The sequence below is a fragment of the Streptomyces sp. NPDC007971 genome (genome assembly GCF_042958635.1).
GTDB lineage: Bacteria > Actinomycetota > Actinomycetes > Streptomycetales > Streptomycetaceae > Streptomyces.
On sequence record NZ_JBIBJK010000035.1, the window covers coordinates 15,635 to 34,935 of the forward strand.

Sequence of the window (19,301 nt, forward strand, 5' to 3'; positions counted from 1 at the left end):
CGGCCCGTGTGAGAAGGAGAGCGGCGGCGGTCAGCGCGCCTTCGGGCCGCCCTTCGGCATCCGCATGCCCTTGGGCATCGGGCCCTTCGGCAGCGGCATGTTGCTCATCATGTCGCCCATGGCGCGCAGCCGGTCGTTGGTGGAGGTCACCTGGGGGCCGGTGAGCACGCGTGGGAACTTCAGCAGGGTCGTGCGCAGCTTCTTCAGCTCGACCTGGCCCTCGCCGGTGCCGACGATCACGTCGTGCACGGGCACGTCCGCCACGATGCGGTTCATCTTCTTCTTCTCGGCGGCCAGCAGGGTCTTCACCCGGTTCGGATTGCCCTCCGCGACCAGCACGATGCCGGCCTTGCCGACGGCCCGGTGCACCACGTCCTGGCTGCGGTTCATCGCCACCGCGGGAGTCGTCGTCCAGCCCCGGCCGACGTTGTCCAGAACGGCCGCTGCGGCGCCCGGCTGGCCGTCCATCTGCCCGAAGGCGGCACGCTCGGCCCGGCGCCCGAACACGATCGCCGTCGCGAGAAGGCCCAGGAACAGGCCCAGGATGCCGAGATAGACCGGGTGGCCGATCAGGAAGCCGATCGCGAGGAACACGCCGAGGGTGCCGATGCCGACGGCCCCGAGGACAAGACCGATCGTCTTGTCGGCCTTGCGGGTCATCTTGTACGTGAGAGCGATCTGCTTCAGTCGCCCTGCGTTCGCGGCGTCCGCCGCGGGTTCCTTCCTCGCCATGCCACGAAGTCTACGTGGCCCCGGGAGTGCCCACGACGGCAGTGCCCGGTGGGGGGAGGGGGTCAGGAACGGGTGGCGGCCCGCTCCAGGACACGCTGCGCCTCGACCCTGTCCTTGGCGCGGCGGCGGTCCTCCAGTACGGAGGTCCAGGCGTTGCGGCGGGCGGTGCGCTGGCCCCCGCTCATGAGCAGGGACTCCACGGCGCGGAGCGCGTCGGTGAAGGACGGGATGGCGGTGGCGCGTACGGGCGCGGCCTGCATGATCGAGGTCCCCCCTCGGTCCGGGTGTACGTGGTGTGATACCAGAGTCACTGATTGGTGTTACCAGGGCGTGACCGACCGGTCAAACACCAATGAAGCCTTGATACAGAGCACCGAAACACTGACGCGGCCCTGACGGTCGTCCTCATCAGCGAGGACGGTCAGGACCGCGTCAACTCGGCCTTACTGGCCGGTAATTACTTGTGCGTGAATTCACACGCGCTGTTCACACCGCCTGGGCGGCGATGTGGGAACCGTCCTGCTGTCCAGCCGCCGACTCGCGCTGTTCGATCGCCATCCGGTACAGGCGCCCGGCGCGGTACGAGGACCGCACCAGCGGGCCGGACATCACGCCGGAGAAGCCGATCTGCTCGGCCTCCTCCTTCAGCTCCACGAACTCCTGCGGCTTGACCCAGCGCTCCACCGGGTGGTGGCGCAGGGAGGGGCGCAGGTACTGGGTGATGGTGATCAGCTCGCAGCCCGCCTCGTGCAGCTGCCGGAGCGCCTCGCTGATCTCCTCGCGGGTCTCGCCCATGCCGAGGATCAGGTTGGACTTGGTGACCAGGCCGTAGTCGCGGGCCTCGGTGATGACCTTCAGCGAGCGCTCGTAGCGGAAGCCGGGGCGGATCCGCTTGAAGATCCGGGGCACCGTCTCGACGTTGTGCGCGAAGACCTCGGGCCGCGAGGAGAAGACCTCGGCGAGCTGCTCCGGGACCGCGTTGAAGTCGGGAGCCAGCAGCTCCACCTTCGTGCGGCCGCCCTCGCGCCCGGCGGTCTGCTGGTGGATCTGGCGCACGGTCTCGGCGTACAGCCAGGCGCCGCCGTCCTCCAGGTCGTCGCGGGCGACGCCGGTGATGGTGGCGTAGTTCAGGTCCATCGTCACCACGGACTCGCCGACGCGACGCGGCTCGTCGCGGTCCAGGGCCTCGGGCTTGCCGGTGTCGATCTGGCAGAAGTCGCAGCGCCGGGTGCACTGGTCGCCGCCGATGAGGAAGGTCGCCTCGCGGTCCTCCCAGCACTCGTAGATGTTCGGGCAGCCGGCTTCCTGGCAGACCGTGTGCAGGCCCTCGCTCTTCACGAGGTTCTGCATCTTCGTGTACTCGGGGCCCATTTTCGCCCGGGTCTTGATCCACTCGGGCTTGCGCTCGATGGGGGTCTGGCTGTTGCGGACCTCCAGGCGCAGCATCTTGCGTCCGTCGGGTGCGACTGCGGACACGACCGGCTCCCTAGCGATTGATTCTTCGGCGTTCTTCAGGGTACGCCCGTTGATTTGGTGGCCGGCTTCGGTGCTGGCCTTGCTGTCGGTGCCGGCATCGCTGGCTGCTGCTGCCCGGCCCCCACCCCGGCCTTCGGCCCCCAACGCCGGACCGGCTGTTTTTATGCCGGTGTCGTCCCGCTGGTCCTATGCCGGTGTCGTCTCGATCACGCGCGGCTTCAGCTCCGCGTTCTCCAGGACGTCCCGCAGATGCCGCTCGACCACCGGCAGGACCTCGGCGATGGTGATGTCGCGGCCCAGCTCGCCTGCGAGGGAGGCCACGCCCGCGTCGCGGATCCCGCACGGGATGATCCGGTCGAACCAGCGGTTGTCCGGGTTCACGTTGAAGGAGAAGCCGTGCATCGTGACGCCCTTGGCGACACGGATGCCGATCGCGGCGATCTTGCGGTCCTCGCGGCGCTGCCCGGCGTTGGAGGGGGCGTACTCCGGGCCGTTGAGGCGGGCGTCGAACTCCTCGTCGTTCAGCCGGGGGTCGAAGTCGAGGGAGAGCCCGCCGAGCGCCGGCCGCTGCTCGACCGGGTCGCCGAGCACCCACACGCCGCTGCGGCCCTCGACCCGGGTGGTCTCCACGCCGAACTCGGCGCAGGTGCGGATGAGCGCGTCCTCGAGGCGGCGCACATGGGCGACGACGTCCACCGGGCGGGGCAGCTTCTGGATCGGGTAGCCCACCAGCTGGCCGGGGCCGTGCCAGGTGATCTTGCCGCCGCGGTCCACGTCGACGACCGGGGTGCCGTCCAGCGGACGCTCGCTGTCCTCGGTGCGCCGGCCCGCCGTGTACACCGGGGGGTGCTCCAGGAGGATCACGGTGTCGGGGACCTCGTCGGCGAACCGGGCCGCGTGCACCCGGCGCTGCTCGTCCCACGCCTCCTGGTAATCGACGGCATCCGCACCGAACCCCATGCGGACGAACCGCAACTCACTCACGGCAAGCGCCTCCCTCAGCGAACCGATGTCAGGCCTGTACTGCGCCCACGCCACTGTACGTCCGACCGGCGCACGTCAGCCCAGCGGTCAATACTCACACGATCGGATGAATGAGTGGCGATCTGTGCGATCGCCCGCTCACTCTCCGCTACATTCGCGCCGTCCAAGAGGCCATCAGGGCTGCTCACAGGCAATCCCGGCACTTCAGAGGCCCGGAAGGCAGGAGACCGCACCACAGATGACGGATCGACCCGCGCAGCGCACCCCCAACCGCCAGCTCGCCGCGCTCATCGCAGAGGCGGGGTTCTCCAACGCGGGTCTGGCACGTCGCGTCGACCAGCTCGGCCTGGAGCACGGGCTGGACCTCAGATACGACAAGACCTCGGTCACCCGCTGGCTGCGCGGACAGCAGCCCCGGGGCACCACGCCCGCCCTCATCGCCGAGGTGTTCACACGCCGGCTCGGCCGCCGGCTCACCGCCCAGGACCTCGGCCTGGACGCCTGTGCCCCGGTGTACGCGGGCCTGGAGTTCGCGGCCGCCCCGGAAGAGGCCGTCGACATCGTCAGCGGACTGTGGCGCAAGGACTCCGGCAGCCATGCCGAGCTGCGCAAGATCGCCTTCACCCCGGCGGGGCTCGTCGTGCCCAGCCGGGACTGGCTGATCGGCAAGGCCGACGACAAGGTGGCCCGCGAGCCCGTGCTCCGGGTGCCCGCCCAGATCCGGGCCACCGCTCTCAAGGACCGCCCGGAGGCCGTACCGGCTCCGCTGCGGCCCCGCGGCCCCGCCTCCCGCGCCCCGGGGCACAAGGTCACCGGGGGAGACATCGCCGCGCTGCGCTCGGTCGGCGAGCTGTTCCGCACCCTGGACGACGCGTACGGCGGCGGCCACGCCCGGCAGGCCCTGGTGCGCTATCTGGAGCACGAGTGCGAGCCGATGCTGCGCGGGACCTACGACGAGCAGACCGGCCGCCGGCTGTTCGCGGCGGCCTCGGACCTCACCCGGCTCGCCGGCTGGACCTCGTACGACATCGCGGCCCACGGTCTCGCCCAGCGGTACTTCGTGCAGGCCCTTCGTCTGGCCCAGGCGGCCGGCGACCGGGCGTACGGCTCGTACGTGCTGGTCACCATGAGCCGCCAGGCCGTCTACCTCGGGCACGGCCGCGAGGCGGTGCAGCTGGCGCGGGTGGCGCAGCAGGGGGTCGGCACCGGAGCGCCGCCGGTGGTGCAGGCACTGCTGCACGCCTCCGAGGCCCGCGCGCACGGGGTGCTCGGAGAGGTGCGGGCGTGCACGGGGGCGCTGGTGCGGGCCGAGCGCGCCCTGGAGGCGGCCCGGCCCGGGGACGAGGTGCCGTACTGGGCCCGGTTCTTCGACGAGGCGCAGCTCGCCGACGAGTTCGGGCACTGCCACCGTGACCTGCAGCAGTTCCGCGCGGCCGCCCAGCACGCGGAGCGCTCGCTCCAGCTCCGGGCCCCCTCCTACGCCCGCAGCCGCCTCTTCTGCCGGGTCGTCCTCGCCACCGCCCGGCTCGGCCTCGGCGAACTCGACCAGGCCTGCACACTGGCCGCGGAGGCCGCCGGCCAGGCGGCCGAGATGCGCTCGGTCCGCGCGATCGAGTACGTCAAGGACTTCGAGCGGCGCCTGGAGCCCTACAAGGACGCGGCGCCGGTGAGGGGATACCGGGACCGGGTCGCCGCCTTGGGCTGAGCGGGCCCGGGCACCACCGGTCCAGGCGTGGACCGGCGGTGCCGGGGTGGACCGGCGGTGCAGGCGTGGACCGGCGTCCACCCCGGGTGTGCACGACCCCTTGCTGTGTTCCGTCCGTCGGGCTACGCGGCCCGCGGCAGCGTCGGTGCCGGGTCCGACCTGTTCAGTGAGCCCGTCGCTCCGAGGTCGGACAGGATGGCCGCGGTGGCACGGTGGGCCGAGTGGAGGGCTCCCTGGACCGTGCTGGTGTCGCGGTGGTCGCCGCAGACGTACAGGCCCGCCAGCAGGCGCACCGGGCGGCGCAGGTCGTGCGGCGGGCGCATCACCGGTACCGCCTGCGGTGTGTGATGCACCGCCAGCGTCTCCCAGCGGCGCGTCGAGGTGCCGTAGAGCCGGGCGAGGTGGATACGGACGGCGGTGTCGACGCCGTCGGGCGGGGTGCCGAGGACCGTCGAGGAGATCAGGACCCGGCCGGCCGGCGCGCGGCTCGGGTCCACGGTGCTGAGCACCGCCGTGTGCGCGACCGGCCCCCCACGGTCGGCGTCGAGCAGCAGCGAGGTGCCGGCCGCGAAGACCGCCGAGGGATCGTCCGTGGTGTGGTGGACGACCGTCACCGGATGGAAGTCCGGCACCCTCAGGCCCGGCAGCAGTTCGGCCGCGGCCCGCGCGTCGGTCGCCAGCAGTACCGCACGACAGCGGATCTGCCCGTGCTCGGCGGTGGTCACCGAGGTCGTGGACACGGAGGTGACCCGCACCCCGGTGTGCACGGTGCCGGCCGGCAGCGCGCGCGCCAGCTGCTCGGGCAGCACCTCGGCGCCGCCCTCCGGCACGCACAGCCGTCCGCTCGCGAACGAGTGCAGCGCCAGGTCGGCGCACCGGCTGGACGTGGTCAGCTCCGGGTCGCACAGCAGCGCGGCGAGCAGCGGGCGCAGGAAGCCGTCGATCGTCCGGGCGGGTACCCCGCGGGCCGCGAGGGCCTGCGCGGCGGGCAGTTCGGGCCGGGCCAGCAGGCGCTCGACGGGGGTGGAGGCGATCCGCCCGAGGGCCGTGCCGAGCCGGGCCTGGTCCACCGCGCCGCCCACCGGCGCACCGGTGCGGCTCGTGGTGGCCGCCGAACTCCTGGGGGCGCTCGCCAGGGCGCGCACCACATGGAGTGCGCCCCTTGCGCTCCCGCCGACCGCCGGTGCGCCCGCCCGGTGCGTGCGTCCGTCGCGATGCAGCAGGACGCCCGGCGCGAAGCGGCGCAGGGTGAGCGAGCCGAGCCCCGGGGTGCGGCGGAGCTCGGGGTAGGACGTGGACAGCAGCTGTCCGATGCGGTCGAGCCGGAAGCCGTCGACCTTCTCGGTCGACATGCGGCCGCCCACGTAAGGGGCGGCCTCCAGGACTGCGGTCGTTACTCCTGCGCTGGTGAGCCGATGGGCCGCCGAGAGTCCGGCGGTCCCGGCTCCCACGATGACGACGTCCACCTGGTACGCGGGCTCAAGCACGAGGCCCCTCCTGTGGTTGCGCGGCCGGTGGAGACGTCATGCCCCCAACTGGCTCCGGGGATACCCGAGTTCGGGTCGAGGTTAGGGCCGTGATCGGTCAGGAACAGTCGCGCATCAACAGGGCACGGTCGCACACCGGTCGCATGCGGTCACAACAGATCTCGTACGCGTCCTGATGTCCTGTCAGGCCGCACGGATCGCATCGTCGATGCCCGGGAACGCAAAGGTGAACCCCGACTCCAGCAGCCGCTTGGGCACCACCCGCATGCTGCCCAGCACCTCCCCGGCCATCTCGCCCAGTACGGCCCGCAGCACCGGGGCCGGCACGGCGAACGGCGTCGGCCGGTGCAGTACCCGGCCCATCGCCCTGGTGACCTCACGGTTCGTCAGCGGCTGCGGTGCGGTCAGGTTGAACGGCCCGGACAGCGTCTCGTGGTCGACGAGATGCCGGATCGCGGCGACCTCGTCGTGCAGCGCGATGTACGACCAGTACTGCCGCCCGTCGCCCATGCGCCCTCCGAGACCGGCCCTGAACAGAGGGAACAGCCGCGCCCAGGCGCCGCCGCCGCGCGCGACCACCAGCCCCGTGCGCAGGAACACCGTCCGGATGCCCGCCTCCTGCGCGGGCGCCGCCGCCTCCTCCCACTCCTCGCACAGGGAGGGCAGGAAACCGTCCCCCGGCGGCGCGTCCTCGTTCACGACCCGGTCGCCGGTGTCTCCGTAGATGCCCATCGCGCTGCCGCTCACGAACACCCGCGGCGGGCTGTCCAGCGAGGCCACCGCCTCGGCCAGCGCCGCCGTGCCCAGCACCCGGCTGTCCCGGATCCTCCGCTTGTACTCCGCGCTCCAGCGCCGGTCGCCGATCCCCGCCCCCGCGAGGTTGACCACCGCGTCGCAGCCGGCCAGCCCGCCCGCGTCCACCTGCTGGCGCTCCGGGTCCCAGCGGACCTCGTTCCCCTCCCGGGGTGCGCGACGGACCAGGCGCACCACCTCGTGCCCGTCGGCGGCCAGGGACCGCACCAGGGCACTGCCGATCAGACCGGACGCGCCGGCCACCGCGATTCGCGTACGTTCCATGTCCCCCATCCTTCACGGTCGCGTCTAAGGTGGCCGTCATGTCAGCGCCGTACATACGTGTCGCCCTGCCCGCAGACGAGCAGGAGCTGGCCGTCCTCGACCGGGCCACCTGGTCCCCGCTGCACGCCGTCATGCCGGCACCGCAGCCGCCGTACTCGCCGTTCTTCGACGAGCGCCACGTCCCGGAGGACTTCCTCGTCGCCGAACTCGGGGGGTCCATCGCCGGATACATCCGCGTCGTGCCCCCGACCCGCCTGGCCGCGAACGCCCACGTCCGCCAGATCCAGGGCCTTGCCGTGGCCGACGAGGCGCGGGGCAAGGGTGTCGGCCGCGCGCTGATCCGGGCCGCGGTCGAGGAGGCGCGGGGGCGCGGCGCGCGCCGCATCACCCTGCGCGTGCTCGGGCACAACGCCCCTGCCCGTCGGCTCTACGAGTCCGAGGGGTTCAAGGTCGAGGGCGTGCTGCCCGAGGAGTTCCTGCTCCAGGGGGAGTACGTCGACGACGTACTCATGGGCCGCTCCCTGTGACCACCGCGCAGTGACCGGCGTGTGAGCGCGCCCCGGCGCGTGCGCGTGACCGGAGTGTGACCGTGACCGGGCGCGGAAGCGCTACGACGTGATCAGCCGGCCCGTGTCCACCGGCGTCGTCGCCGTGGCCGCGCGCCCGGCGTCGCCCGCCACCTCGGCCGCCGTCAGGACGTACCCCGTCTCCGCGTCCGAGGTGGAGCGGGCGAACACCACGCCGAACACCCGGCCGCCGGTGGTCAGCAACGGTCCGCCGGAGTTGCCCGGCCGGACCGTGGAGCGGATCGAGTAGATCTCCCGGGTGACCGTGTGGTCGCTGTAGATGTTCTGGCCGGTGGCCCGCACCCGGTTCGCCACCGTCGCCGCCTGCAGGTCCAGGCTCCCGTCCTGCGGATAGCCCGCGACCACCGCCGCTCTGCCGCGGACGGCGCTGTGGTCGAAGTGCAGCACCGGGGCGCGCAGCCCCGGCACGTACAGCACCGCCACGTCCCGGTCGGGGTCGAAGAGCACCACCCGGGCCTCGTAGGACCGCCCGACCCCGCCCACGCGCACGCTCGGGTGCCCGATGCCCGCCACCACGTGCGCGTTGGTCATCACGTGCCGCGGGGAGTACACGAAGCCGCTGCCCTCCCGGCCCTCGGTGCCGGCCGCGCCCTCGATCTTCACCGTGCTCCGTCTGGCCGCGTCCGTCGCGGCCGGCGTGACACTGTCGCCGGTGGGTCTGGCCACCTCGGCCGTCGACTCGTTCTCGAACGGGTTGAAGACCTGCGGGAAGCCCGCCTCGGTCAGCGCGGACGTGGCCCGGGAGAACCACACGGGAGTCGTGTCCGGCATCGTCTGCTGCACCGCGCCCAGCAGCGTCGAGTTCCGGATCGCCGTCGTCAGGGTCGAGGACGAGGAGGCGGCCAGCACGCTCGCCGCGACCCAGGCCACGATCAGCACGGCGACCGAGTTCGCCGCCGCACCCCCTATGCCGTCCGCCACCCGCAGCGGGCCCCGGCCCTCCCGGTCCAGCTCCCGCCGCAGCCGCAGGGCGAGCCGGCCCGCCAGCTCGTGCCCCACCATCCCCGGCACCAGCACCGTCAGCACCGCCAGCACGGTGGCCGACGCCGACCCGCGCGCCGCCAGACCGGTCACCCAGGGCAGCACCCACACTCCGACGACCGCGCCGCCCACGAACCCGGCCAGCGACACGCATCCGGCCACCAGCCCGCGCCGGTATCCGGATGCCGCGTAGACGAGGATCACCAGCGCAAGCACCAGGTCGAGCAGGTCCACGAAGCCGCCTTTCTCTCGGACCCCTTCTCATACGGGCGGGACGGGCCCGATGATCAGTCACACGCACGCAGGACCGATCATCGGACGGCGAACCGGCCACGTGTGCGTATACCCGCAGAAACGTTCTGGACCGGGACGATGGTTCCACCGGGTGGCACAGCACACATCGCGGCCCGCGACGACCGGTCCGACAGTGGGTCCATGCGTGTCTTGCGACGAACACCGCGGGCAGGGAGACGGCGGGCCGCTCACGGCCCCCGCAGCCCGCTGGTGCTGCTCGGGTGTCTGCCCGGACTCGCCGCCGTCCTCGCGCTGACCCTGTGCGCCAGCGGCGTCGAGCGGCCCACGATGATGCAGCCGGCCGACCCCGCCGTCGGCCGGCCCACGGCGGGGTCGGCCCACCGCGCCGCCCGGCCGCCCATCGTGCCCCGCTCCGTCTGGCTGGACCGCGCCACCGCCCGGCACAGCCAGCCGCCCCCGCGCTACGACGACAAGGTGGTCGCCGTCTTCGTCCACCACACCGACTCGCCCAACGGCTACGCGTGCGCCGACGCGCCCCGCATCATCCGGTCCCTGTACGCAGGCCAGACCGGCGCCCGCAACTGGGACGACATCGGCTACAACTTCCTCGTCGACCGCTGCGGCACCATCTACGAGGGCCGTGCCGGAGGCGTCGACCGGCCCGTCACCGGTGCCCACGCCCAGGGCTTCAACCACCGCACCGCCGGTGTCGCCGCCCTCGGCACCTTCACCGAGGGCGTTCCGGTCCCGCGGGCCATGACCGACGCGATCGCCGCCCTCGCCGCCTGGAAGCTCGGCCTTGCCGGCATCGACCCGCGATCCAGCACCCGTCTGGTCTCCAGCAACGGCCAGAGCCGCTACCGGGCGGGGACCACCGCCTCGCTGCCCGTCGTGGCCGGCCACAACGACGGCTTCCGGACCAGCTGCCCCGGCTCCGCCCTGGCCGCCCGGCTCCCGCAGATCAGACGGACCGCGGCCCGGCTGCAGGGCCGTACGCCCGCGGGCCGCCCGCAGAGCCGCACCACGACCGCGGGCCGCCCGCAGGGCCACCCCACGGCCACGGGCCGCCCGCAAGGCCGTACGGCCACCAGCCGCACACCCACAGGAACGCCACAGCGGGCTCACCGGGCCCCCTGAGGCCGCCGCCCTACCGTCGGGGCACGCGCTCACCAGGGGCGCGCCGACTGGAGGTGGGCGGCGATGAGCGGTCGCGGGCAGCGGCGGGGCGCACGGGCGCGGAGGGCCACGGCCGGGGCCTCCCCGTGGATCCGGGCGGTACGCGGACCCTGGACCGTGGTCTGCGCCGTCGCGGCGGTCGTGGTCGGTCCCGCCGCCGCCACGGCCTCCGCGCTCGACCGGGCCAACGCGGCGCCGCTGCACGCACCGGCCCGGGAGGGCACCAAGTCCCTTGTGTGACAAGGAAATCGGGCTTGTTTGCAACTTGGCGCAACGCTTCGGGAACCCTAACCTTTTCAGGGCAAAAGTGAGGCAGGAGTGAGTGACCGGCGGTCGGGTCGTGCCGCGCACTGGCCACTCCCGCCGTCGTCCTGCGGGGCTCCGCGCGTGTGCGATACGGTGCGTGCGGACCGGCGAAAGCGGGAAATACGGGGGTTTCCAGGCACGAAGCGGCCTCCAGCCGTACGGTCGCCGACTGTGGGGTGAGGGGGAGTCAGGGGTGGGCGACGGTGACCTGCTCGCACTCGGCTGGCGCAAAAGCAGCGCATGCGATCCGTACGAGTGCGTGGAAGTCGCCCTGACGGACGGGGGAGTTCGGGTGCGTGCATCGCATCGTCCGGACGGGCATGTCATCGCCTTCGAGGCTTCGGCCTGGAAGGAATTCCTGCGCGCGTTATGCGGTAGAACCCTGGAAGGGCCGGTATGAGGGGGCGACTTCCGGCCATGGAACCGGGGCGACGACAGGGACGGGGGTGGCTGTGCTTCGATTGGGCCCAGCACTGACAAGACATCCGCATCACCACCAGAGTCCACTTCAGCCGCCTGGGGGCGAGATGGGGGAATCCGCCAAGACACCGCCTCTTGCCGGGAACTCGGACCGGCCGCGAGGCAGAGCGCTTCTGCCCCTGATCGTCCTGATCGTCGTCGGCTTCGTGCTCACGGGCGGTACGGCGACGCTGGTCGGCGTGCTGCTGTCCCTGGCGGTGACGCCGGAACTGCGGCCGTGGGTGTGGGGAGCGTCGGGCGCGGTGGCGGCGGCCCTCACCGGGGTGCTGCTCGACCGGGGGGCTACGGCTGCTGCGCGTCGCTTTCCGCAGCTGGCGGCTCTGGCTCAGGTTCCGCAGCCGGCGGCTCGGGCTCAGGCGGACGGGCGGTTCCGGCCGTCGGAATAGGCGGGTCCTGGGGACGGTTCCTGCGCCCGGAGCGTATTCGGCGCCCGGCGATCACCAGCGCGCCGACGCCGCCGAGCAGCCACATGCTCACGTTCACGGCGCCCTGGGACGGGAACGAGCCCGGACTGATCCGGTGGGCCAGGGCGTGGATGCCGACCGGGACGTGCGGCCGGACCCACAGCATGCCGACGACGACGAGCACCGCCAGAAACCTGAACAGGGCGCGGGTCGAGCCGAGGACCGTGTTCATGAGGAAGAGCACCAGGTCGTAGAGCGTGGGCGGCCGTTCCGGCAGGACCTCGCGGGGCGGAGCGATGTCGGTGCCGCCCCTGGTCCCAGCGCCCGGCTGCGGCGCGCCCGGGCCGGGGGCCGGCTCCGCGGCCTCGCCCGGTATCTCCTCTCCGGCGTGCCCCGACGCCTCGCCTGCGGACCTCGACGCCTCGCCCGCAGACCCCGACGCCTCGGCCGCGGATCCCGACGGCGAGCCCGCAGGTCCGGCCACAGGTGTGCCGGGGCCGGCGCCGCTGCCCGCCCACCACTGCCGTATCCAGGTGAAGACACCCGCCACGGGCCCTCTCCGATCTTTGCCCGACTGTCTCCAGTGCGGTGGAACTGCTAGGACGGGTACTGGGCCAGCACCTCGTCGATGAAGCCGATCGCCTCGTCGCCGGACACCGCGCTGGAGCGGGACTCCTCGAACCTCGCCAGGTACTCGTCGACGGCGTCCTGGTCGTCGCGGGTCGTCAGCGCGGCGCTCGGGCCCTCCACGAACAGCACGTCGTCGCCGTCCCGGAAGGTCAGCGCGATCGAGCCGTTGCGCAGCACCGGGTGCGCGCCCAGCGTGAAGGGCACGACGCTCAGCTCCACGTGCGGGAGGCGGGCGACGGACGTCAGCCGCTCCAACTGCTCGCGCATGGTGTCCGCTCCGCCGACCCAGCGGCGCAGCGCCGCCTCGTCGACCAGGAACCTGAGCCGCGGCTCGGCCGCCTCTTCGAGCAGCCGCCGCTGGCGCTCGGCACGCAGCCGGACGATCGCGTCGGTCCGCGCGGCCGGGCGCTTGCCGTCCGCCAGCAGGGCGCGGGTGTAGCCCTCGGTCTGCAGCAGGCCGGGGACGAGCGTCGGGTCGTAGGCGGACAGTTCGTGCGCCGCGCTCTCCAGGCCGAGGTAGGTGGCGAACTGCGGGTCCACCACCTCCCGGAACGGGGCCCACCAGGGCGGCCGGCGGCTCTCCCGGGTGGCCCGCTCCAGATCGCGGCGGATCGTATCGTCCGTCACGCCGTAGAGATCGAGGAGGGCGCGCAGGTCGGTCACGGACACCCCTACGGAGCCGCCCTCGATGCGGATGACCTTGGACGGTGACCAGGACAGGCGCTCGGCCACCTCGGGCTGGCTGATGTGCGCTTCATTGCGGTAGGTGCGCAGGGCGAGACGCACCCTGCGCCGTTCGAGAGCCGGATCTTTCGACGTCATCTCCCCGCGGTCCTGATTCTTGTCGAGGATGACTTCGAGCCGCCACCGGCAGGTTGCCACCTGGCAGACTGCTCCTGGCACTCTGCTCGGGGCCTTCTGCCACCTGGCTGCCCTGCGGAATGTGGCTCAGCCTACCCCCGGCGCACTGAAATCGTGGGACACGCCCCTGGCGCACGGTTTCTGACGGTGTGTCCTGTGGGGCGAGAGGTACCGGGGAAGCAGACGAATCCGCAGCTCAGGCCGGGAAGAGGGCCGTTCGGCGGGCCGGATGGAACGTTTTCGGTCGAATCTGTCGGCCAAATCAGCCCTTGAAGCGCTCCCAAAGTTTGGGATAAAGCCCGGCGAGGACAGCCTCGTTCTCGAAGTCGACCGGCGTCCCCTCCGGTTCCGCGGGCGCCGGCGCAATACCGAGGTCCGGGGCGACGGTACCGGTGAGCTGCTCGTACGCCTCGTCCGCCGCGTAGCCCAGCTCCTCGCCGTCGCCGTCGATCTCCTCGTCGAAGTCGCCCAGCAGCTCCGACAGCGTGTCCGGCGCGTGCACGGCCCCCTCGAAGACCTCCCGCCCCTGGCCGATCAGCCAGCACCGGAAGAAGTCGAACGCGTCGTCGCTGGCCCCGTCCAGCAGCACCCACGCGGCCCCCCACAGGTCCCAGCGGTAGGCGCGGTTGTAGCGGGCCTCGAAATGACGGGCGAAATCCAGGACCATCTCCGGGTCCAGCTGGAGCAGCCGGTCCACGAGCAGGTCGGCCTGCTCCTCGGGGTCGCCCTCGGCGGCCTCGCGGGTGGTGTCGATCAGCTCCCAGAACTCCGTCTCGTCCATCACGCCACCAGCATCGGGCCTCGGCCGGTGCGACGCACGCGGAGTGCAGCGGATCGTTATCAGGCGTCCGCGGGGCCGTAGAGCGCGGCCAGCCGGGCCGCGTCCCCCGCGAACCGCTCCCGCAGGCTCTCCGGGGCCAGCACCTCGGCCTCCGCCCCGAGCGCGGTCAGCTGCGTGTGGGCGACCTCCTCGGACTCCACCGGCAGCGTCACCGTCACCCAGCCCACCCCGTCCGGCTCACCCACCCCGCCGAGCGCCTCGCGCGCCGACACCGGATCGACGGCGTACCGCAGCCCGCGCACGCCCTGGGGGGACAGACGGACAACCACCTCGGCGCGCAGGATCGAGCGTGCGAACCGCTCGGCCTGCTCGGCCCAGTGGCGGGGCAGATCGAAGTCCGGATCACGGACGAAACGGTCCTCCAGGGGATCCACGGCGCCGAACCGGTCGATCCGGTAGGTCCGGAAGGGACCGCCGGCCACCCGTGCGCACAGGTACCAGACCCCCGCCTTCAGCACGAGCCCGTACGGCTCCAGCAGCCGCTCCACCTCGTCCTCGCCGCGCCGGTACCGGGCGGTGACGCAGCGGTCGTCCCACACCGCCTCGGCGAGGGCCGCAAGCAGCGCGGGCGTCTCCGGCTCCCGGAACCACGTCGGTGCGTCCAGATGGAACCGCTGAGCGGCGCTGTCGGGGGCGTCCCGCAGGGACGGCAGCAGCGCCGCGGAGACCTTCAGCCGGGCGGCGGAGGCGGCGTCCTCCAGGCCCATCTCGCGCAGCGCACCCGGCACCCCGCTCAGGAAGAGCGCCTCGGCCTCGCTGCGCGCCAGTCCGGTCAGGCGGGTCCGGTACCCGCCGACCAGCCGGTACCCGCCGGCCCGTCCCCGGTCCGCGTACACCGGCACCCCCGCCTCCGACAGCGCCTGCGCGTCCCGCGTGACGGTCCGCTCCGACACCTCCAGCTCCCGGGCCAGCTCGGCGGCGGTCATGGAGGGCCGCGACTGGAGCAGGAGCACCATCTTGATGAGACGAGCGGCGCGCATGCCCTTCATGATGCCCGGGCCCACTGACAGCGGGGTGCCGAGACGAGCGGGGGGCAGGCGCCGAGGGGAGTGCCCGCGGGGACGGGCGCCGAGGGGGATGCCGGCTGGGGCGGGCGCCGAGGGGGATGCCGGCGGGGCGGGCGCCCAGGGGCTTGTCGGCGGGGCGGGAACGGGTTCGGCACCGCCGGGGACCGTTGCCGGGGTGAGCGCCGTGGCGGCGGAGCAGAAAGGGGTGGCCGGAGTCCTCAAGACTCCGGCCACCCCTTCTTCCGCCGCAGCGGCACGCGGTCACGACGGTGCGGTCCGGCGGTGCCGGACCGCGCGCAGCGACCCCCGGTGCCCTACAGTCCGTACTTCTCCCGGGCCTCCTTGACCGCCGTGGACTTCACCTCGCCGCGCCGGGCGAGCTGGGCCAGGGCCGCGACGACGATCGACTCGGCGTCGACGCCGAAGTGGCGGCGGGCGGCCTCACGCGTGTCCGACAGGCCGAAGCCGTCGGCGCCCAGCGAGGACCAGTCCTGCTCCACCCACTGCGCGATCTGGTCCGGGACCTGGCGCATGTAGTCGGAGACCGCGAGAACCGGGCCCTCGGCGCCCTGCAGGGCCTGGCGGACGTACGGCACCCGCTCCTCGCCGCGCAGCAGGGCCGCGTCGGCCTCCAACGCGTCGCGGCGCAGCTCCGACCAGGAGGTCGCGGACCACACGTCGGCCGCCACGCCCCACTCCTCGGCGAGCAGCTGCTGCGCCTCAAGGGCCCAGTGGATCGCCGTACCCGAGCCGAGCAGCTGGATGCGCGGGGCGTTGGCCGGGGCGGTCACACCCGCGGACTCGGCCGTGTTGAAGCGGTACAGGCCCTTGACGATGCCCTCGTCGATGCCGAGCCCGGACGGCTTGGCCGGCTGCGGCATCGGCTCGTTGTAGACCGTCAGGTAGTAGAAGACGTTCTGGTCCTCGCCCGGCTTGGCCTCGCCGTACATCCGGCGCAGACCCTCGCGGACGACGACCGCGATCTCGTAGGCGAACGCCGGGTCGTACGTCAGCGCGGCCGGGTTGGTGGCGGCGATGACCGGGGAGTGGCCGTCGGCGTGCTGGAGGCCCTCGCCCGTCAGGGTCGTGCGGCCCGCCGTCGCGCCGACGAGGAAGCCGCGGCCGAGCTGGTCGCCGAGCTGCCACATCTGGTCGGCGGTGCGCTGCCAGCCGAACATCGAGTAGAAGATGTAGAACGGGATCATCGCCTCGCCGTGCGTCGCGTACGCGGTGGACGCGGCGATGAAGTCGGCCATCGAACCGGCCTCGGTGATCCCCTCGTTGAGGATCTGGCCGTTCTTGGCCTCCTTGTAGTACATCAGCTGGTCACGGTCGACCGGCTCGTACGTCTGGCCCTTGGGGGAGTAGATCCCGAGGGACGGGAACAGCGACTCCATGCCGAAGGTGCGCGCCTCGTCCGGGACGATCGGCACCCAGCGCCTGCCCGTCTCCTTGTCGCGGACGAGGTCCTTGACCAGACGGACGAAGGCCATGGTGGTGGCCACGTTCTGGGAGCCGGATCCCTTGTCGAAGGAGGCGAAGGCCTTCTCGGCGGGGGCGGGCAGCGGGGCGAGAGGGTGGACGCGGCGGGCCGGGGCGGGGCCGCCGAGGGCCGCGCGGCGCTCCTGGAGGTAGCGGACCTCGGCGGAGTCGGCGCCCGGGTGGCCGTAGGGCACCTGGCCGTCGGTGAAGTCGCTGTCCTTGATCGGCAGGTCGAGCAGGTCCCGCATCGTCTTGAACTCGTCCACCGTCAGCTTCTTCATCTGGTGGTTGGCGTTCTTCGACGCGAAGCCCTCGCCGAGGGTGTGGCCCTTGACCGTCTGGGCCAGGATCACGGTCGGCGCGCCCTTGTGCTCGACGGCGGCCTTGTACGCGGCGTAGACCTTGCGGGCCTCGTGGCCGCCGCGCGAGAGGTGGAAGCACTCGAGGATCTTGTCGTCGCTCAGCAGCTTCGCCATCTCGGCGAGCGCCGGGTCCTTGCCGAAGAAGTCGGCGCGGATGTAGGCGGCGTCGCGGGTCTGGTACGTCTGGATCTGCGCGTCCGGTACCTCGCGCAGACGGCGTACGAGCGCGCCGGTGGTGTCGAGCTGGAACAGCTCGTCCCAGGCCGTGCCCCACAGCGTCTTGATGACGTTCCAGCCGGCGCCGCGGAACTGGGCCTCCAGCTCCTGCACGATCTTGAAGTTGGCGCGGACCGGGCCGTCGAGGCGCTGCAGGTTGCAGTTGATGACGAAGGTGAGGTTGTCCAGCTCCTCACGGGCGGCGAGCGCGAGGGCCGCCGTCGACTCCGGCTCGTCCATCTCGCCGTCACCGAGGAACGCCCACACGTGCGAGGCGGAGACGTCCTTGATGCTGCGGTTGGTCAGGTAGCGGTTGAAGCGCGCCTGGTAGATCGCGGAGAGCGGGCCGAGGCCCATCGACACCGTCGGGAACTCCCACAGCCAGGGCAGACGGCGCGGGTGCGGGTACGAGGGCAGGCCGCTGCCGCCGGACTCCTGGCGGAAGTTGTCGAGGTGCGCCTCGGTGAGGCGGCCGTCGAGGAAGGCGCGGGCGTAGATGCCGGGGGAGGCGTGGCCCTGGATGTAGAGCTGGTCGCCGGACCCGTCGGCCTCCTTGCCCTGGAAGAAGTGGTTGAAGCCGGTCTCGTAGAGCCAGGCCGCGGAGGCGAAGGTGGCGATGTGGCCGCCGACGCCGTACTTCGAGCCGCGGGTCACCATGGCGGCCGCGTTCCAGCGGTTCCAGGCGGTGATCCGGGACTCCATCGCCTCGTCACCGGGAACACCCGGCTCGGCGGCGGTGGGGATGGTGTTGACGTAGTCCGTCTCGAGGAGCTTCGGCAGCGCGATGCCGCCCGCCTCGGCGCGCTCCAGCGTGCGCCGCATCAGGTATGCGGCGCGATGCGGCCCGGCCTCCCGGGCGACGGCGTCCAGGGATGCCTGCCATTCGGCGGTCTCCTCCGGGTCGCGGTCGGGGAGCTGGTCGAGCGCGCTCGGCTGGATGGCGTGGGGGTCGGTCATGTCGCCGCCTTCCTCAGTCGAAGGGGGTTCCCTCATCGGTAAGGGTTCGGGGGTGCCCTTGGTCTTTGGCAGGACAGGGCAGCGGACTTCGGTGGAAGTCCGTCGGCGACTGTAACCCCCTGATCGATGATCGATCAAAGGGGAGAGGGGCAAAACTTCTCGATTTCAAGAAAATAGGCACGCGGTGCCTTCGGCGATGGCACCGGGTGACGCTGAATCCCCTTGTTTTCGCAGGTGGGGCGGCGTCTGAGCGGGAGCGCGCTCTCCTGAATCAAGCTCGCGGTGCGCAACCGAGGACGTGCGCCTTCACCAACTCCGCGATCCTCGGATCCCGCCGCTTGAAGGCCTGCACCAGCTCCTCGTGCTCCTCCGCGTACGACTGCTGCACGGTGCCCAGCCAGCGGATCGACAGCGCCGTGAAGACCTCGATGCCCAGGCCCTCCCAGGTGTGCAGCAGCACCGAGTTGTCCGCCGCGCGGACCAGCTCCCGGTGGAAGCCGACCGTGTGGCGCACCTGGGCCGTGCCGTCGGCCTTGCGGTCGGCCTCGTACAGGGCCAGGACGTGCGGCTCCAGGGCCGAGCAGTCCTCCGCGAGGCGGTCGGCCGCCAGCTCCGCCGCGATGGCCTCCAGACCGGCCCGGACGGGGTAGCTCTCCTCCAGGTCGGCCGCGGTCAGGTTCCGGACCCGGACGCCCTTGTTCGGCGCCGATTCGATCAGGCGCAGTGACTCCAGCTCGCGCAGGGCCTCGCGGACCGGGGTCTGGCTGACCTCCAGCTCGGTGGCGATCCGCCGCTCCACGATGCGCTCACCCGGCTGCCAGCGCCCGCTGACGATCCCCTCCACGATGTGCTCGCGGATCTGTTCGCGCAGCGAGTGGACGACGGGCGCGGTCATGGGGGCTCCTCGGCAGTGCGGACCCGGCGGGTCGGCGGGACCCTTAGACAATACGGCCGTGGCCCCGGACGGGAGGAGCACGGTTGCTATCGCCACAGGTGATGCCTGTTACAGAGGTCTGCCCGCCCGGTGCGCAGGCATTCCGCTCCGCCGGCGCGGCGCTCCCGGACGGACCGGCAACTCCGTTGTGTGTCACGGGCGTTGGAGTGCGTGGCCGCTCGGAATCCTGAACGCCTCGCACTCGGATCCGACTGGATGGGCCCGGGAGACATGGCAGGCGGCCGACGCCGAGCGGAACGGCGGCGTGGCGGGCCGGAAGAAGGACCTGGCGGCCAAGGGCGAGGATCCGCCCCGGCCTGCCGACGACCTCGGACGGAGGTCGAGGCCCCGGACCAGCCCA

At 72.3% G+C, this 19,301-nt stretch carries 17 protein-coding genes and 1 pseudogene; 5 read left to right on the forward strand and 13 right to left on the reverse strand.

What is annotated here, in order from left to right; genetic code table 11:
* Positions 1-30 precede the first annotated feature (30 nt).
* The 4 genes from ACFZCP_RS43035 to lipB all read right to left on the reverse strand — a co-directional run bounded on the left by ACFZCP_RS43035 (position 31) and on the right by lipB (position 3,192).
* On the reverse strand, positions 31-732 hold the full coding sequence (locus ACFZCP_RS43035; protein ID WP_391442219.1) for a DUF4191 family protein: 702 nt from the start codon (positions 730-732) through the stop codon (positions 31-33).
* A 62-nt stretch (positions 733-794) separates the two neighbouring features.
* Positions 795-992, reverse strand: coding sequence for a hypothetical protein (locus tag ACFZCP_RS43040; RefSeq protein WP_362679548.1), 198 nt, complete (start codon positions 990-992; stop codon positions 795-797).
* Between the two features lie 226 nt (positions 993-1,218).
* On the reverse strand, positions 1,219-2,208 hold the full coding sequence (gene lipA / locus ACFZCP_RS43045) for a lipoyl synthase (RefSeq protein ID WP_391442220.1): 990 nt from the start codon (positions 2,206-2,208) through the stop codon (positions 1,219-1,221).
* A 186-nt stretch (positions 2,209-2,394) separates the two neighbouring features.
* Positions 2,395-3,192, reverse strand: coding sequence for a lipoyl(octanoyl) transferase LipB (lipB, locus tag ACFZCP_RS43050; protein WP_362679554.1), 798 nt, complete (start codon positions 3,190-3,192; stop codon positions 2,395-2,397).
* Positions 3,193-3,430: 238 nt separating this feature from the next.
* Between lipB and ACFZCP_RS43055 the strand changes: the two genes are divergently transcribed.
* Complete coding sequence (locus tag ACFZCP_RS43055; protein ID WP_362679557.1) at positions 3,431-4,897, forward strand: regulator; 1,467 nt, start codon at positions 3,431-3,433, stop codon at positions 4,895-4,897.
* A 122-nt stretch (positions 4,898-5,019) separates the two neighbouring features.
* On the opposite strand, the gene ACFZCP_RS43060 is transcribed toward ACFZCP_RS43055, so the two are convergent.
* Positions 5,020-6,384: an FAD-dependent oxidoreductase gene (locus tag ACFZCP_RS43060; RefSeq protein WP_391442221.1), complete on the reverse strand. Its 1,365-nt coding sequence runs from the start codon at positions 6,382-6,384 to the stop codon at positions 5,020-5,022.
* A gap of 183 nt (positions 6,385-6,567) precedes the next feature.
* The gene (locus ACFZCP_RS43065; protein WP_391442222.1) at positions 6,568-7,461 is read right to left on the reverse strand and encodes a TIGR01777 family oxidoreductase; all 894 of its coding nucleotides are present in this window, start codon (positions 7,459-7,461) and stop codon (positions 6,568-6,570) included.
* Positions 7,462-7,499: 38 nt separating this feature from the next.
* Between ACFZCP_RS43065 and ACFZCP_RS43070 the strand changes: the two genes are divergently transcribed.
* The gene (locus ACFZCP_RS43070; RefSeq protein WP_391442223.1) at positions 7,500-7,988 is read left to right on the forward strand and encodes a GNAT family N-acetyltransferase; all 489 of its coding nucleotides are present in this window, start codon (positions 7,500-7,502) and stop codon (positions 7,986-7,988) included.
* A gap of 81 nt (positions 7,989-8,069) precedes the next feature.
* On the opposite strand, the gene ACFZCP_RS43075 is transcribed toward ACFZCP_RS43070, so the two are convergent.
* On the reverse strand, positions 8,070-9,263 hold the full coding sequence (locus tag ACFZCP_RS43075) for a MarP family serine protease (protein WP_391442224.1): 1,194 nt from the start codon (positions 9,261-9,263) through the stop codon (positions 8,070-8,072).
* A gap of 270 nt (positions 9,264-9,533) precedes the next feature.
* On the opposite strand from ACFZCP_RS43075, the pseudogene ACFZCP_RS43080 reads away from it, so the two are divergent.
* The 3 genes and pseudogenes from ACFZCP_RS43080 to ACFZCP_RS43090 form a co-directional block, all read left to right on the forward strand.
* Positions 9,534-10,277 (forward strand): annotated as a pseudogene (locus ACFZCP_RS43080) (peptidoglycan recognition protein); the annotation flags it as partial.
* 207 nt (positions 10,278-10,484) lie between these two features.
* Entirely contained in the window at positions 10,485-10,700 is a 216-nt protein-coding gene (locus ACFZCP_RS43085) for a hypothetical protein (RefSeq protein WP_391442225.1), read from the forward strand.
* Between the two features lie 259 nt (positions 10,701-10,959).
* Positions 10,960-11,166 carry a DUF397 domain-containing protein gene (locus tag ACFZCP_RS43090; RefSeq protein WP_362679575.1) on the forward strand — a complete coding sequence of 69 codons (207 nt, stop codon included), beginning with the start codon at positions 10,960-10,962 and terminating at the stop codon, positions 11,164-11,166.
* Between the two features lie 362 nt (positions 11,167-11,528).
* Here ACFZCP_RS43090 and ACFZCP_RS43095 read toward each other — a convergent pair whose 3' ends face one another.
* The 6 genes from ACFZCP_RS43095 to ACFZCP_RS43120 all read right to left on the reverse strand — a co-directional run bounded on the left by ACFZCP_RS43095 (position 11,529) and on the right by ACFZCP_RS43120 (position 18,901).
* Positions 11,529-12,200, reverse strand: coding sequence for a hypothetical protein (locus ACFZCP_RS43095; RefSeq protein ID WP_391442226.1), 672 nt, complete (start codon positions 12,198-12,200; stop codon positions 11,529-11,531).
* A gap of 47 nt (positions 12,201-12,247) precedes the next feature.
* Positions 12,248-13,162 (reverse strand): Scr1 family TA system antitoxin-like transcriptional regulator, encoded by a 915-nt coding sequence (locus tag ACFZCP_RS43100; RefSeq protein WP_391442227.1) that lies wholly within the window; start codon positions 13,160-13,162, stop codon positions 12,248-12,250.
* A gap of 241 nt (positions 13,163-13,403) precedes the next feature.
* Positions 13,404-13,922 carry a DUF4240 domain-containing protein gene (locus tag ACFZCP_RS43105; RefSeq protein WP_391442257.1) on the reverse strand — a complete coding sequence of 173 codons (519 nt, stop codon included), beginning with the start codon at positions 13,920-13,922 and terminating at the stop codon, positions 13,404-13,406.
* A 59-nt stretch (positions 13,923-13,981) separates the two neighbouring features.
* Complete coding sequence (locus ACFZCP_RS43110; RefSeq protein ID WP_391442228.1) at positions 13,982-14,962, reverse strand: WYL domain-containing protein; 981 nt, start codon at positions 14,960-14,962, stop codon at positions 13,982-13,984.
* Positions 14,963-15,303: 341 nt separating this feature from the next.
* On the reverse strand, positions 15,304-18,006 hold the full coding sequence (aceE, locus tag ACFZCP_RS43115) for a pyruvate dehydrogenase (acetyl-transferring), homodimeric type (RefSeq protein ID WP_391442229.1): 2,703 nt from the start codon (positions 18,004-18,006) through the stop codon (positions 15,304-15,306).
* Positions 18,007-18,277: 271 nt separating this feature from the next.
* Complete coding sequence (locus ACFZCP_RS43120; RefSeq protein WP_361123314.1) at positions 18,278-18,901, reverse strand: GntR family transcriptional regulator; 624 nt, start codon at positions 18,899-18,901, stop codon at positions 18,278-18,280.
* Positions 18,902-19,301: the final 400 nt, after the last annotated feature.